We start from the raw sequence: 16497 nt of genomic DNA on the forward strand, positions 1-16497 counted from the left end.
ATGACTGCGAAGAAGAAAATCCTTTTAAATCTACTGGTAGCTGCTGCATGTTATGTACCGGCAAAGGCTCAGCAGAGTCCTATCTATTCCCAGTACATGATGAACGGGGTAGTGATCAATCCTGCTTATGCCAGTACAGATGAATCGGCCAGTTTAACAGTAGTAGGGCGTAATCAGTGGGTAGGAGTGGACGGCGCACCTAAAACAGCCACCATGTCGTTTTATTCGCCGTTGAATCAGAGAGGAACCAGCCTTGGTTTCTCTGCTATGAGGGAATCGATCACTGTACAGACACGTACCGACTATAATCTCCTGGCAGCACAGAAGGTATCGCTGAGTGAAACCGTCCAGCTGGCATTGGGCCTGCAGGCGGGCATGTCACAGTATAATGAAAAGAATAGTGAACTGACCACTACTGACCCGACATTCGCTTCCAATTTGAGTTACTGGAAGACGCAGGTAGGATTTGGCTTCGCGCTCTTTTCAGAGAATTTTTACCTGGGTTTGTCTGCACCTGCCTTCAAAAGTTTTGATATGGGCAATAGTGTAAATAAAGTGAAGACAATTTCACACTATTATATGCAGGCGGCATATGCAGCGAGGGTAAATGACGATGTATTGGTGAAACCGTCTATATTGCTGAGACAGGCAAAAGGAAGTGGTTTGCAATATGATATTAACACAAGCGTATTGCTGAAGGAAGTGGTATGGCTGGGTGCATCCTGGCGTTCAGAGAAAACGGTGACTGGTTTGGTACAGGTGAGAGTAGGACCTTATTTCCAGATCGGTTACTCTTACGATACACCGATGTCTTCAAACCTGAAGGGCGCTCAGACAGTATCACATGAACTCATGCTGAATTTGCGTTTTGGATGGAGTAGTGATCATGAAATTCTCCCGCGTGTCTTCTAAAATTTGAGCTTATATTACCGAAAACACATACTGATTTATCATTTTCCCGCATTTATCATGCGGGAAATTTTTTTATTGATATACGCTATTGATAATGAGGGAGTAGTGAGGTTTTTCTTCTTTTTAGGAAAAAGGTGAGTACCAAAATCCATGTTTAAACATTTACCGTAAGTATCTATAGATAGGTGAAGAGGGATAATAATATTTTCCGGATACACCTGAAGAATTTTAATTAGAAAAGTTGTGTCTTTTAATGGTTAACTTGGGAAACAGCCTGGTATTTTTACCAGGCTGGATTTTTTTATAGCGGTTTCCTCATCACATAATCTCTCATCCAGTAACCGTTACCGATATCGGTATCTTTCTCTTTCAGGATGGTAAAACCCTGTTTTTCGTAAAAGAATCTTGCCTTATTGTCCCTTTTCACATCAAGCTCCAGGGTGGTCGCATTTGCAGCCTTTACACGTTCAATTACGCCCTCCAGCAGGAATCTTCCTACTCCTTTTCCCTGGTAATCACCATGCACGTATATCTTCTGCAGTTTGTATATGCCAGGTTCGTCAGTAGTGCTGTATGACGCAAAACCGATAGGCCGATGCTCATCATATAACAGCAGGAACGCATGCTGTTTTTTAGTCATCTGGCTGTTCAGTGACGCTGTGCTGTAGATCAGTGCTATCATATATTCCAGTTGCTCAGGTGTCATGAGATCCTTATAGGTGGGTCTCCAGATCTCGTCTGTCAGTTGCTGTATAAGTGGAATATCGTCTATAGTGGCTGTTCGTATCTGATACATAGTTATTGTTTATACCTTCCCTTTAATTTTTTCTATTACTTCCAGCAAGCGATCGAGGGGCGTATATCCCTTAGCGATCAGGAAGTATTCTTTCCCATCGTCTAGTATAGCTGCAGGGAAGCCTGTGATGCCCCATTGCTCTACCTGTTTAAATTCCTGCACGGTATCATACCTGTTGGCATCTTCCTTCATTTTTTCGAGGAATTCATCCACTGGCAGCTGATATTTCGTTAGTAACTGGCGATAGGTATCATCTTCATTCAGGCTTTTGCCATCGTGGTTCAGGGCCACCTGCATATCATGCGCGAAAGAGAGCGCTTTAGTTGGCTGGTATTGTTTGAAGACGGTCAGCGCAATGCTGGGTTTCTCTGAGTCCATGACATCATCCGTACGCAGGTATTCTTCCAGGAATGCCGGTCCGAATTTAACACCGGTTACTGCCTCTACCTGTTTATGGGCCTGGCTGATGTAGTTATACATAGCGGATGCCGGCCTGTGATTGGCGCTCAGGAACATGCCTCCGGAGAGGACATCAACTTCCATTTTGTCTCCGAAATGTTGTAGTAATTCCTCTATAACGGGTGTAAATCCATAACACCACCCACAGAGGGCGTCATATATATAGATCAGTTTCATGTATGCGGTTTACGTTGGCACCTCTTAATATCGTTATTTTTTCTTTTTGCTGATGAAGACTTCCAGTTCAGCGGCACTGAAGCTGCTCAGGTTATGAGCTGCTGTTAATCTGCCTTTACGTGCGGCCAATGTACCGTAGTAAATATCATGGAATCCATCTGTACTATGTGCATCCGGATCGATGGATAGCAGGACGTTTTTCTCCATGGCATAAGGTATCCATTCCCAGTCGATATCCAGCCTGCGTGGATGTGCATTGATCTCAATAACCACATTGTTGGCCGCGCATGCATCAATGATCTGCAGGTGATTTACAGGATATCCGTTACGACTCAGGAGTAGTCGTCCGGTCATATGTCCGAGGATAGTAGTATATGGATTTTCGATAGCTTTCAGCAGCCGCGCCATTGCTTTCTCTTCACTCATCTTCAGATTGGAGTGAACGGATGCGATCACCAGGTCAAATGTTGCCAGTATCTCATCCGGATAATCCAGGTTACCATCGTTCAGAATATCAGCTTCAACACTTTTGAATATGCGGAAGGGCGCCAGTTGTTTATTCAGCTCATCTATCTCTGCATGTTGTGCCTGTATTCTTTCTATACTAAGACCATTGGCATAAAATGCAGAGCGGGAGTGATCACTTATAACGAGGTATTCAAAGCCCTGTTCTTTTGCTTTCACAGCCATTTCCTGGAGGGTATGTTCACCATCGCTCCAGGTACTGTGACTATGGATGATGCCTTTAATATCTTTGTGTGTGATCAGCGCAGGTAGTTGTTTTTTGAGTGCCAGGTCAACGGTTTCTCCGCTATAACGCAGGCAGGGCTCAATATAATCCATACCGGCGAGGCGGAAGATCTCAGTTTCTGTCGTATTAGCCGGCGTGTTATTCACATCATATACGGCATTGAAACGCTCCAGGAAGGAAGGAGATGCCGTGGTAGTGAATAATGTTTTGCCAAAGTTTTCCGCTGTCGCGGGATAGATCCGGATCTTAATATGTTGTTCATGTTGCCCTAACAGCGCATCTTCCAGAGCAGTCAGCTGATTCAACACCGGAACCTGTCCCAGTTTTTCCAGCAATACAGGAAGCGGGAGGGCGGCAACCAGCTCTATTTCATCGATGATATCATCAGTACGGCGGAACTGACCTGTTAAGGAGACAGCGGCAGGCGCCAGTAACTGTTGCAGGTCTTTTTCGAGCGACAATGCAAGCGCCTCTGCCTGGGCGTAGAGGTAGCGGCCCTGATTACTGAAGTAGAATTCTATGCTTTGTTTTACGGCATCCTGTGTTTTCTGACCAAATCCTTTAAGGAGGGTTAGGCGGTTTTCGTTACAGGCGTACAGTAATTCTCCCAGGGACTCAACTTCCAGTTCTTTCCAGATAGTAGCGATCTTTTTGGGTCCCAGGCCCTTTATTTTCAGCATTTCGAGTATGCCTGGAGGTGTTTTGAGCAGGTATGTTTCGAGCGCGGAGAACTTTCCGGTTGTCAGCATTTCCTGGATAGCTTTGCCGATGGAATCGCCGATGCCTTTTATTTTAGAGATCTCTTCCTGCGGGGTGACCTGTAGCTGTACGGGTAATTTTTCCACTGTAAAGGCGGCGCTGGAAAAGGATTTTGCTTTGAAGCTATTGTCTCCCTGGATATCCATTAGTTTGGATAGGAGGGAAAAGTTATCGGCGATGGCGTAGTTATCGAGCATAAATTGGATTGAATTGCGAATTTAATGGATCAAGTTGAAAACCTGGGGGAAAGGTTGCTGCATTTCAGCCCGGGACTGGCAGGTTGCGTGTTTGTAGCTGCGGGTGAAACAAGGGAATTGTGATATCGGTTTACAACAACGCATTTAACAAAACGTCAACGGCTTCGTCAGGTGCCGTTTGTTTGTAGCCGTAGGTGACAAACAAGGGAATTGTGATATCGGTTTACAACAACGCATTTAACAAAACGTCAATCGGCTCCGTCAGGTGCCGTTTGTTTGTAGCCCGGGGTTGCAAACCCCGGGAATGGAATCGTACGCCCGGAGGGCCAACCCTGGGAATTAATACCCCGGGTATATGTACAAATAAAAAAAGATCCTGGTGATAACCAGGACCTTTTATTTTCACAGTTTGTAAAGTCGATCTTACAACTCTGGAGCGATTGGAGCTGCCGGAGATTGTGGAGCGCTTGCTGGTTTGGAAGTTTTTTTCCTTGCAGCAGCTTTCTTTTTAGGAGCAGCTTTCTTAGCAGCAGCCTTTTTAGGAGCAGCTTTCTTAGCAGCAGCTTTCTTAGGAGCGGCTTTCTTAGCAGCAGCTTTCTTTTTAGGAGCAGCTTTCTTAGCAGCAGCCTTTTTAGGAGCGGCTTTCTTAGCAGCAGCCTTTTTAGGAGCAGCTTTCTTAGCAGCAGCTTTTTTAGGAGCAGCTTTCTTAGCAGCAGCCTTTTTCTTTGGAGCAGCTTTCTTAGCAGCGGCTTTTTTAGGAGCAGCTTTCTTAGCAGCAGCTTTTTTCTTAGGAGCAGCCTTTTTAGGAGCAGCTTTTTTAGCCGCTTTCTTAATTGTTGCCATTGTTTTTTGAATTTTGGGTTAGTAATTAAAATTGGGTATTAAAAAAAAACTTTATGGCAAACACTGTTCCAGACTTACGCCTGGGCAGTGGTGTCAAGTGACTTTACGGAAACGATGGTTCTGTTCTCACGTCCCTTTCTGAATTCCACAACACCATCAGCTACAGCGAAAATGGTAAAATCTCTACCAATTCCTACATTCTGTCCAGGATGATAAACGGTACCGCGCTGGCGAACAATAATGTTACCAGATACGGCTGCCTGACCACCAAATATTTTTACTCCCAGCCTTTTGCTTTGGGAATCACGGCCGTTCTTAACGCTACCTTCACCTTTTTTATGTGCCATTTCTTATGTAAGGTTTAAAACTTTATCAAATAATAATTAAGCAATCTCGTTGATCCGGATCTTCGTAAAGTGTGTACGGTGACCAACTTTCTTTCTGAAACCTTTTCTGCGTTTCATTTTGAAAGCAATTACCTTATCACCCTGAACGTGGCTCAGGATCTCTGCTTTAACCACTGATTTTACATCAGTACCAACGGTCAGCTGGCCGCCATTATCTATTAACAACACGTCAGAGAACTGCACTTTATCTCCAATATTTCCCTGCAACTGTTGTACAAAGATTTCTTGGTCTTTTTGTACTTTGAATTGCTGACCTGCGATTTTTACAACTGCAAACATAGTTATCCAAAAATAATTTCCTGCAAAAGTAGGATTTGTTTTCTAATTGACAAAGTTTTCTCAGCTTTTTGCTATCAGACTGTAAACAGACTGATTCCGCTGAGAATTACAATTTATATTTTCAAAGATACATACTTTATTTTAATATAGTTGATTGTAATCGCTATATATACTGCTGTTTTCGCTGATAATAACCGCCAAAGAGAGGTTTACGATATACCTATAAATACCTGCTAACCCTTGCAATATGGGCTTTTATAACAATTTTTATTTTATACATTTGTCCTTTCACTTATCCTAAAATAAAAGGCATGAAGCTTAAATCACTGCTTGCCAAACCATTTGCTTCCATCGTAGCCAACAAGATCAGGAAGGAAATGCAACGGGCGGTAGAAGACCAGGAGGCTATTCTGGAGGAGTTGATAAAAACAGGCAGGAAGACCGAGTTTGGAAAAGATCATCATTTTGACAATATCAGTAACTATAATGACTTCAAACAGGCAGTGCCTGTCAGGGATTATGAACAGTTCAAACCCTATATCAATAAGATAAAAGACGGTAAACAGAATGTATTATGGAAAGGACAGCCCATTTACCTGGCTAAGACTTCCGGCACAACGAGTGGTGTAAAATACATTCCTATTACAAAAGACTCCGTATCCAATCATATGGACACCGCCCGTAATGCTTTGCTGATGTACATAGCGGAAACCGGGAAAACAGAGTTTGCCAGCGGAAAGCTCATTTTCCTATCCGGTTCTCCCGTTCTGGAAAGGGTGGGAGGCATTCCTTATGGTCGTCTGAGCGGTATTGTGAACCATCATGTACCCCGTTATCTGCGCACCAATCAGCTGCCTTCATATGAAACAAATTGTATAGAAGACTGGGAAACCAAGTTGGATAAGATTGTCGATGAAACCATCGATCAGGATATGACACTGATCAGCGGCATTCCACCATGGATGCAGATGTACTTTGACAGGCTGATTGAAAGAAGCGGAAAGCCGGTAGGAGAGCTGTTTAAGAACCTGGACGTACTGGTATATGGTGGTGTAAATTTCGAGCCTTATCGTGCAAAGCTGATGGCTTCTGTCGGTCGCCCGATCAATACAATTGAGACTTTTCCGGCATCCGAAGGCTTCTTTGCTTTCCAGGATACGCAGGAACATAAAGGACTATTGCTGAATACCAACTCCGGTATCTTCTATGAGTTTATTCCTGCCAATGAAATATTTGATGCGAATCCTACCCGTTTATCCCTCAGAGATGTACAGGTAGGTGTGAACTATGCGCTGGTAGTAAGCACCAATGCGGGTTTGTGGGGATATAATATTGGCGATACAGTGAAATTTGTATCCACTAATCCTTACCGTTTGCTGGTAACAGGTCGTATCAAACACTTTATTTCCGCATTTGGAGAGCATGTGATCGGAGAGGAAGTAGAGTATAGTCTGATGAAGGCTGCAAAGGAGGAGAATTTGCATATCACTGAGTTTACCGTGGCCCCAATGGTAGCGCCACAGGACGGACTGCCTTATCACGAGTGGTTTGTGGAATTTGAAAATCCACCTGCCGACCTGGCTGCTTTTTCGAAGAAAGTAGACGGATATATGCAGGAAAAGAATATTTATTATAATGATCTGTTGACAGGAAATATCCTGCAACCCCTGAAGATCAGACCGGTGCGCAAACACGGGTTTATTGATTATATGAAGTCGGTGGGTAAACTTGGTGGACAGAATAAGGTACCCCGTTTAAGCAATGACAGATCGTTAGCAGATGAATTGAGCAAGTTCCTTCAATAAGAACTTTTTCATCAGGAATTAGTAATAAAGGATAAGAGGATAGTACTACTTCCTCTTAAATCCGACATTCCTAATTCTCTTATTTCCCTTATTATTGCATCAATGAGTAAGAAGAACATAGCCATATTTGGCTCCACAGGATCTATTGGCATCCAGGCATTGGAGGTGATTGAAGCACATCCTGACAAGTTCAGTGTGGAAGTATTGACCGGCGGAACGAACGCCGCACTTTTAATTGAACAGGCGCTGAAGTTTCGTCCGAATGCCGTTGTGATAGCTGATGAAACACAATATGAGAAGGTTAAAGAAGTATTATTCGATAAAGGAATAAAAGTATTCGCAGGCGCCAAAGCGATGGTGGAAGTGGCTGCCTGGAGTAATATAGATATGATGCTGGCCGCTGTGATGGGGTTTGCTGGTCTGGCGCCTACCCTGGCGGCTATTGAGCAGGGCACACCTATCGCCCTGGCCAACAAGGAAACCCTCGTAGTGGCCGGAGACATCGTAATGGCAGCCGCTGCTAGGAGAAATGTGCCGATAATCCCTGTAGATTCCGAGCATTCTGCTATTTTCCAGTGTCTGCTGGGTGAGTCGCTCAGCAAAGTAGACAAGGTGATCCTGACCGCCTCCGGTGGACCTTTCCTGGGTAAGAAGCCGAACTTCCTTATCAATGTGAAGAAGGACCATGCGCTTCAGCACCCTAACTGGAGAATGGGCGCCAAGATCACGATCGACTGCGCTACCCTCATGAATAAAGGCCTGGAGATGATTGAGGCTCGCTGGTTGTTCAATCTGCCGCCGGACAAGATTGAAGTGGTGATACATCCACAGTCTATTATCCACTCCATGGTAGAGTTCATCGACGGATCGGTGAAAGCACAGATGGGGGTGCCAGACATGAAATTACCTATACAACTGGCTTTAGGATTTCCGGAGAGATTAGCCAACGATTTTCCGAAGTTCTCTTTCAAGAACAATCCTACGCTGACATTCGAGCAGCCGGACACCAAGACTTTCCGCAACCTGGCCATTGCCATTGAGGCGATGCACAAAGGAGGAAATGCTGCCTGTGTAATGAATGCTGCCAATGAAGAAGTAGTAAATGCCTTCCTGAAGAACAGGATTGGTTTCCTGCAAATGACAGAGGTGATCGAAGAGATCCTGGTAAAGGTGCCATTCATTGAAAAGCCTACCTTGCATGACTACTATGAAAGCGACCAGGCTGCCAGAGAATATGCGAATTCTATGATCAATGCGATTGTAATTTAATATTACATTAACGCCGTACTGCAGTTGAACCGCCTATATTTGCCGGACTATCTATAGATTATTAACATTATATATTTACTGTCAGATTCATCTACATGACCACACAAGAAATATTGGTAAAGGCCGGGCAGTTAATACTGTCACTCTCAATACTGGTAGTATTACATGAGCTTGGGCACTTTATCCCTGCCAAGCTTTTTAAAGCAAGGGTTGAAAAATTCTATCTGTTCTTTGATCCCTGGTTTTCCCTGTTTAAAAAGAAGAAAGGAGACACTGAATATGGTATAGGTTGGTTACCCCTCGGCGGATATGTGAAAATATCCGGTATGGTGGACGAAAGCATGGACCGCGAGCAGATGGCCAAACCACCTCAGCCCTGGGAGTTCCGCTCCAAACCAGCCTGGCAGCGTCTGATTATCATGATAGGTGGTGTCACTGTCAACCTGATCCTCGGTTTCCTGATATACGCCATGATGTTGTGGCATTGGGGCGAAAGCTACCTGCCTACCAAGAACCTGACCTACGGTATCGCTGTAGACTCCCTGGCTGGAAGTATTGGTTTACGTGACGGTGATATGGTCCTGTCTGTTAACCATCAGCCTGTTGAGAACTTTAAAGCTATCCCTGCCGAGATTATCCTTCGCGAAGCTACCAGCATCCAGGTAGAACGTGCCGGCAAACCGTTAGATATTAAGATCCCTTCCGGTTTTATCCGTGAAATGATCAAAAAGAAAGGGACTTTGATGGAGGTACGTATTCCTTTCACTGTAGATAGCGTTCTCTCAAAATCAGCCGCTGAAAAAGCTGGTTTCCGGAAAGGGGATAAGACTTTGACTGTCAATGGTCAGCCTGCTTATTATTTCCATGAATTCAAAAAGGCTTTACAGGCTTATAAGAATAAAACTGTTCCGGTTCAGGTATTACGTAACGGTGACACCCTTCAGTTATTCGCCAATGTACCGGAGACCGGTATGTTAGGAATGGCTCCGGCCAGCCCTGATAAGGACTTCAAACTGGCTACCCGCGAGTATACCTTTTTTGAGGCAATCCCCGCTGGTTTCTCCAAATGTATCAGCACACTGGTGAAATATGTGCAGCAGCTCCGACTGATCTTCGTATCTAAAGAAGTAAAAGCGAATGAGTCACTGGGAGGTTTTATCAGTATTGGTAACTTGTTCCCTGCTCATTGGGACTGGGTTGCTTTCTGGGAAATGACGGCTTTGCTGTCTATCATCCTGGCGTTTATGAATATCCTGCCTATTCCTGCTTTGGATGGTGGTCACGTGCTGTTCCTGCTGTATGAGATCATTACCGGTCGTAAACCAAGTGAGAAGTTCCTGGAGTACGCGCAGATCGTGGGTATGATTATCCTGTTTGGTTTGCTGATATATGCGAACGGGCTGGATATATGGAGGAGTTTGTTTAAGTAGTAGATAATCAATGTCTATATTGGAAAAAGAGGCCTTGAAGCCTCTTTTTTTATGTGGTGAATTTGCTTCACGGCGTTATTGGCAAGGTTGTTAGTTTGCTGCTTGAATATTTCAGGTCCAACTGTGCGTTATGTATACGGCACATATAAAGCGTACTTGACCTACTTAATACAAATATCGGTCAATTCTCCTGCATTAGTCCTTACTGTGATGGAATTTCGTTAGAATGTTGTACCTTTGTAAGCTGCGAAAGCAAACTGGGGTCGCCTGGTTTTGACAGCATAGATCTTTGAGAGTGTAAGCATGTCGTGCGTTGTATAATTAGCACGTAAATCTGAATATACAACCTTTAATTGGCGAATCTAACTACGCCATGGCTGCCTAATCAGCGATTAGCGCACCCATTTTGGCCGCCGCAAGTTCCCGTCTGCTAGAACTGCCGCCGCCTAAATCAAAACCTTAGCGGAATAGGTACTCATGGTTTCTGTGAGTGAGTACTGAAACAACAACGGATAAGGACCAGGCTGGTTAGTTGCGCCCCTGGCATGGTTCCGACACACTAATGCGCAAATAAGCATGTAGAAAGCTTTCGGCGAATATGTTTGGACGCGGGTTCGATTCCCGCCGACTCCACAGGCCAGATTTCGTATATCGAAGAACTGGGAAAAAATTGAGAAGGTCATCTTGAAAAAGATGACCTTTTTTTATGCCCATAAAGGATAGATTTTCATCTACCTTTTTCCCATTTTGTCATTAATTCCCTCAACAATTTGCGATATATCCGTTCGACTATTTTACTCCTATTTGAGGGCTTAAAATTGGGAATGCCGCTGGTTTTTAGTAGAAGATGACGAGAGCGAATACTATTTTAATATTTATTAAACTTAAATAGTTCCTAAGCTGTCAGTTGGGAATATATGAAGTACTTCTTGACTGCTCCTTTGTTATTGGCCCACGTCAACCTTATTTTTTAGCAGCATATTATAGTTTTCAAAATCTACAATTTCTTCCTTTTCTTCTGATTTCAGCGAGATTATGACCATTATACTTTTACTTGTACAGGATGTAATTAATTGATTTACAGATATTTTTTAGCTTAATGCCAAACCAGGCTTTTCTTTTACTATTTTTGAACGGTTGAATCCTAATAACTAGCCACCATGAAGTTGATTGATAACTAGGCCACCCGCTTATTTGATGCATTACAAGCTGTGTTAACAGACAATGCTGAAGTGCTTATCTGCGCCTCTTATTTTAGTGTTAATGCACTGTTCGAGCTGGGTACCCTGCTAAAGAAGGCTTCACATATCCATATACTTCTAGATTGCCAAATGGATACAGAGGCTCGTTTCGGATATGATGCCTTGGAATGGCAACAATACCATGATGTAAAGGGAAAGCATAAGGCTGAAGCAGCCCTTGCCATTATTGAGGAAAAATGCTGCATAATGACTGGTTACATAAACAAAAGCGGAAAAGTACAGGACACGTTAAAGGCAGATTTGCGTTCCGGTAATGTGCAGCTTCCTGCTGACCTGGATAACAATGTTAAAAGAAGTGTCATAGAAATACTGAAACAAACGTCCGGCAAACTGGAAATCAAAAGAAATGAAGAAAAGCAGGTAATACACGTCAATAAACAGGTACTGTTAAGCCCCGAGTTCAAAGAGCTCTGGAATAAAATAAAATACAAAACTACCTATGCTGTTGATTTTGATTCGGAGAGCCTCATTAAAGCTTGTCAGAAACAGATAAGCGATAGACTAGTGGTGAGTCGTGGAAAGCTGGTATACGAAAAGGCTACCATCGATGTAACGAAAGGTGGCGTAGAGGTGAAGGGAACGCCCGAAACAGAGTATGGTGCCATAAACACAGAAGTGACGGTTTTACCAGATATTGTAAGCTATCTCCAAAACGAAACCCAACTTACCCGCAAAAGTATTGTAGCTATTTTGATGGGCTGCACCAATCTTCGCTATTTCAAGCTGAACCCGCAAAAATATATTGAGGGATGCATTGAAATCATCAATGAGCAAATGCGTCTGCACATAGTTGGCGGCATTGTGTACACCCGAATGGGAGAGCACGAAGTGTATAGCCAGGAACTGTTTCAGAACGAACAACTCACGGGTTATCTAAAAAACAATATGGTGGCAAGCACCAAGTCGCCCTACAAGCATGTGGTATACCAAAGTAATGTTGAATCTGATTTAACGAAGGAGTTTGAGAGAAACAACAATGTAAAAGTATATGCCAAGTTGCCCGGTTGGTTTCAGATCGATACCCCCTTAGGTAAGTACAACCCCGATTGGGCAGTGCTGTTTGATGTGGATGGTACAGAAAAGCTCTTCTTAGTGGTGGAAAGCAAAGGAACGATGGGCTTTGACTTTTTGCGTCCAGCCGAACAAGGTAAAATTGAGTGTGGCAAAAGGCATTTCCAGGAACTGGCGAGGAACACTGGCAGTAGGGTAAGCCTGGAGTACGTAAGCAATATGGAAGAATTTGTGACTAAAGTATTAGCGAAGGTGGATTAGTATTTGAGTATTGCATTATACTACAATGGATATCGGGGGACAATACCGTATAAAAACACGCTGATGGGGAGTGTAACGTATTAAGCATTGGTATGTGATTGGCAATCGGACATCCAATGCTTCGTAATTTTAATACTAAATGCCTTTTGGAAACTCGTGGAAAATACATTTCTTTGTATATAATCTATATCTCTATACTGAATTGGATGTTTGAGATGTTGAAAAAAATCAGTGATTTTCATTTCATGCCAAGCTAATTAAAGACGTTGTACCCAAATTATTTTTTTTCATGGTGTAGTAGGATTCTAATAATTTCTTTAGGGGAAATGTTAACCAGTTCTCTACAGAATAAAATGCTTCGTTTGTTTACTAACGAAAAAGTTTTTTACGCTGGATCAGTATAGGAAGAAGGTGTTTTAAATGTTTTTTTAATCTTTTGCTTAGCTCCCTGATACCTCTAATTTTAGTAATGGATAATACCTATGTATAAATTAAATCTCTTAACTGGAGTACTTCTAATGATATTGAGTACTTCATTGGCACAGGTCAATCTTCCGACTGGTAAGGCCGAATTCAACTTCCCACTTTATAGTTACACCGATGGAAACAGACTATCGACAGCTGTGAGTTTGAATTATACGGGTGGAAATGGCATCAAGGTAGACGAAATGGCTTCCAGTGTGGGACTCGGTTGGCAACTGCAATGCGGAGGGGTTATTTCACGGACAGCTATTGGCGATCCGGATGACCAGATAGGTCGTGAATTGCCGGACTATGATGCCATTGGTTATGGGCGAATGAAACATACTTATGAAAGGAATTGCATGCCTATGTCCGGATGGGTACCGCTTTTGTCAACACCGGCGACATGGTTTAAGCATAACGCTCAAACAATTGCAGATAGAGAACAGGATCTGTTCACTTTCCGTTTTGGTGCTGAATCAGGAAGTTTTGTGATCGGAACCGATGGTTCTATACTTCCTGTTGAAGATACCCATCTCAAAATAGAGAAAGTTGAAGAAGACATGAGTGCCAATGGGATCATCACTACGATCAGCAAATTTGTTATCACTACTGAGTCTGGAATACAGTATGTGTTCAATGACAAGACGCTGAATAGGGTCATATCTTACTCAACCGGTATTCCTGTTCAGTTCTTTAAAGATGTTCCCTATGCGAATTGGACGTTTTTTTTGTCCAAAACAAGCTATAGGCTTTATAATTATTATTCTGTCGATAACTGGTTGCTTACAGAGATCAATAATCCTATGACCGGAAAAAAGATCACATTCAACTATGATTCCTATACGCTTGATTATATCGCAGGAGAAGACGCTACACAATCTGTAGAGCAGGTAGATGCTTCCAATTCCAAAGAAGTGGTTCAATGGGTACAACGCCGGTTCAATGGAACGGTGAAGAGATTGAGAGCCATTCAATTACCTAATAATGCTGCTGTTAATTTTACCTATTACGATAATGACAGGGTCGATCTGGCTGGCGACAAAGCTTTAAAGCAGATTGCTATAATAGAGAATGGAGTGGAAAAATCCGGATATGTTTTTAATTACCAATATTTTTCTAAAGGTGTGATCAGGCCTTTTACCTATTCGTTTCCTGCCGATGAATCAGGCAATGCCAGATTAAGTCTGCAATCTGTTCAGCGTAAAGGTATGAATAACTATCTCGACAAGCCATATTCATTCTCTTATTTTATTTCAGACAATGTTTCCGGATGGGTACCACCGCGCATGTCTTCTTCGCAGGATCATTGGGGATATTATAATGGTATTGCCACCTATCCTTATGATAATAATTTCAACATTTATAAAAACTGCGAAAATCTTTTCAAAGAGCGGCAACGTTTCGTTAATGCCTCTGCAACAGCAAAAAACGGGTGTCTGAGAACAGTTACTTATCCAACCGGGGGAACATTGAATTTTGAATATGAGTCAAACAGGGCTTATATCAATAATGCAGAAGTATTGGCAGCTGGCGTAAGAGTAAAAAAGATAACGCAGTCAGATGGAGTAGATGATACCAAACTTATCACTACTGAATATAAGTATGTAGATGAAGCCGGCCATCCTTCCAGCTGGGGATATGAAGCACCCCTTTATAATAGAGATGCCAATTCCTTGCTGGTAGTACCTAAAGGCCTTGATTTCTATGTAGCAACTCTGGTATATAATATTATGCCGAACGTCATTTCCCAGGGACTGATGCAAATGGGGCGTGCTACAGCCATAAAATCAGGTGAGATGGCCTCAAAATACGCAGGGGCAGCTTTACAGATCAACCTGCTCACTACAATTATCACCTATATGGTGGGCAAGATCATTCAACCAGATGGTAATCAGGAAGTGTCAAAGACAACTGCTATTTCATACAGCAGTCATCCGGCTAAGGCAAATCTGTTGCCTTTCCTGTATAAACGGGTAGAGGTCTACAATGGTACGCAGGAATCCAATATTGGTAAAACGGTATTTACATTCACTTCTAATGAAGATTTTCCTTTGTTTGTACCCACGTTGGATGCACCTTATTCCAGCCGGTCAAGAGCGTTTCTGCCCGCCTATGGTTTGACTAAAGCATATAAGGTCTATAATAAATTGAATGAACCAGTATTGGAAGTCTATAATAAATATAATGTGCTTGTGCTGGAACATCCTACGGGGCTGCATGGCTCTATTAAATGTGTTCCTTCAATGATACTGATCACCAACAATGATAATTTGGGTGCTTACATGAGCAGGATAGCGTTCTTTTCTGATGCCTATTACGCCATAACAGGACGCGTGGAAATGGAATATTCTGTTGAAAAAAAATATGGTATCGGCGACTATATTATGAACCGGACAGATTATACATATGATCCTAACTATTTTAATGTAAAGAAGATAACTACTACCGGCAGTAATGGTGACATTACGGAAAAAAGGATCTATTATCCCTATGATTACAATATTGCCGGGCCTTTGAGCCAGATGAAAAGTAACAATATAATAGATGTACCGGTTTCCTCAGAAACATGGATCCTCAAGGCTGGCAGCCAGCAGTTGATGGTCGGCGCTCAGATCATGGATTATCAGCAGATCACAAATGGAGATTTTAAGCCTGTCAATGTATATAACCTGGTAACTGATAAACCTATTGACCAATCAATCGTAGGACAATTTGACGCCACTAAGTTGAAGTGGAAGGATGAATATTTTAAGACTGACATTTCTTATAGTTATAATAGTAATGGAGATTTGAGCCAGATCGTAGAATATGGAACGGCTGGCTGTGTCTTAAAAGATGACAGGAGTGAGTCGGTGATCGCTACTGTTAAAAACGCCGGTTTGAACGATATTGCCTATTCAAGCTTTGAAGATGGTGCATTAGGAAATTGGCAGCTTTCATCTTCAGCGCCCTCTATGATCATGACGGATGCAGATGCACCGACCGGAAAGAAAGTACTGTTGCTGTCTTCATCATCTACTCTTTCAAGATCAGGATTGACGCAGACGAAAGAATATATTCTGTCATATTGGTATAAAGGGGGCGCTGTGAACATTTCAGGAGGAACTGTAACAAGTTCAGTATCGGTAAAGACTGTCAATGGCTGGACTCTGAACGTGCTGCGTGTAAGGTCAGCAAATAGTCTGACGATCACAGGGAGTGCTTATGTGGATGAACTGAGATTGTATCCTGCAGATGCCAAAATGGTGACCAGATGCCATAATGAATTGATGAAGGTAGTTACTGAAACAGCTGCGGATAATAATTCTGTATATTATGAATATGATGAACTAGGTAGATTAAAGGCCACAAGAGATGCTGACAAAAATATACGGGGCTTTTACGAATACAAAGATCATCAATAAGATTAAAATT

12 protein-coding genes and 1 other RNA gene are annotated in these 16497 nt (G+C 42.7%); 7 read left to right on the forward strand and 6 right to left on the reverse strand.

All coding sequences use genetic code 11. The annotated features are described in order from the left end of the window. Positions 1-912 (forward strand): PorP/SprF family type IX secretion system membrane protein, encoded by a 912-nt coding sequence (locus CLV42_RS17535; protein WP_106603219.1) that lies wholly within the window; start codon positions 1-3, stop codon positions 910-912. A 301-nt stretch (positions 913-1213) separates the two neighbouring features. On the opposite strand, the gene CLV42_RS17540 is transcribed toward CLV42_RS17535, so the two are convergent. The 6 genes from CLV42_RS17540 to rplU all read right to left on the reverse strand — a co-directional run bounded on the left by CLV42_RS17540 (position 1214) and on the right by rplU (position 5580). Then, complete coding sequence (locus tag CLV42_RS17540; RefSeq protein ID WP_106603220.1) at positions 1214-1708, reverse strand: GNAT family N-acetyltransferase; 495 nt, start codon at positions 1706-1708, stop codon at positions 1214-1216. A 9-nt stretch (positions 1709-1717) separates the two neighbouring features. Further along, positions 1718-2344 carry a DsbA family protein gene (locus CLV42_RS17545; protein ID WP_106603221.1) on the reverse strand — a complete coding sequence of 209 codons (627 nt, stop codon included), beginning with the start codon at positions 2342-2344 and terminating at the stop codon, positions 1718-1720. A 33-nt stretch (positions 2345-2377) separates the two neighbouring features. Continuing rightward, positions 2378-4051 (reverse strand): DNA polymerase/3'-5' exonuclease PolX, encoded by a 1674-nt coding sequence (locus CLV42_RS17550; RefSeq protein WP_106603222.1) that lies wholly within the window; start codon positions 4049-4051, stop codon positions 2378-2380. A gap of 423 nt (positions 4052-4474) precedes the next feature. Further along, positions 4475-4894, reverse strand: coding sequence for a histone H1-like repetitive region-containing protein (locus CLV42_RS17555; protein ID WP_106603223.1), 420 nt, complete (start codon positions 4892-4894; stop codon positions 4475-4477). 74 nt (positions 4895-4968) lie between these two features. Further along, on the reverse strand, positions 4969-5241 hold the full coding sequence (gene rpmA / locus CLV42_RS17560; protein WP_106603224.1) for a 50S ribosomal protein L27: 273 nt from the start codon (positions 5239-5241) through the stop codon (positions 4969-4971). Between the two features lie 36 nt (positions 5242-5277). After that, entirely contained in the window at positions 5278-5580 is a 303-nt protein-coding gene (gene rplU, locus CLV42_RS17565) for a 50S ribosomal protein L21 (RefSeq protein ID WP_106603225.1), read from the reverse strand. A gap of 311 nt (positions 5581-5891) precedes the next feature. Here rplU and CLV42_RS17570 point away from each other — a divergent pair, with 311 nt between their 5' ends. From CLV42_RS17570 to CLV42_RS17595, 6 genes are all read left to right on the forward strand, one after another. After that, on the forward strand, positions 5892-7385 hold the full coding sequence (locus tag CLV42_RS17570) for a GH3 auxin-responsive promoter family protein (RefSeq protein WP_106603226.1): 1494 nt from the start codon (positions 5892-5894) through the stop codon (positions 7383-7385). Between the two features lie 102 nt (positions 7386-7487). Further along, positions 7488-8654 carry a 1-deoxy-D-xylulose-5-phosphate reductoisomerase gene (locus CLV42_RS17575; protein WP_106603227.1) on the forward strand — a complete coding sequence of 389 codons (1167 nt, stop codon included), beginning with the start codon at positions 7488-7490 and terminating at the stop codon, positions 8652-8654. A gap of 95 nt (positions 8655-8749) precedes the next feature. Next, positions 8750-10084 (forward strand): RIP metalloprotease RseP, encoded by a 1335-nt coding sequence (gene rseP, locus CLV42_RS17580; RefSeq protein WP_106603228.1) that lies wholly within the window; start codon positions 8750-8752, stop codon positions 10082-10084. 259 nt (positions 10085-10343) lie between these two features. Continuing rightward, positions 10344-10720: a transfer-messenger RNA gene (ssrA, locus tag CLV42_RS17585) on the forward strand. A gap of 695 nt (positions 10721-11415) precedes the next feature. After that, positions 11416-12618 (forward strand): restriction endonuclease, encoded by a 1203-nt coding sequence (locus CLV42_RS17590; RefSeq protein ID WP_106603229.1) that lies wholly within the window; start codon positions 11416-11418, stop codon positions 12616-12618. A 518-nt stretch (positions 12619-13136) separates the two neighbouring features. Beyond that, positions 13137-16487 (forward strand): RHS repeat domain-containing protein, encoded by a 3351-nt coding sequence (locus CLV42_RS17595; RefSeq protein WP_170117548.1) that lies wholly within the window; start codon positions 13137-13139, stop codon positions 16485-16487. Positions 16488-16497 lie beyond the last annotated feature (10 nt).

It is taken from the genome of Chitinophaga ginsengisoli (genome assembly GCF_003014595.1).
GTDB lineage: Bacteria > Bacteroidota > Bacteroidia > Chitinophagales > Chitinophagaceae > Chitinophaga > Chitinophaga ginsengisoli.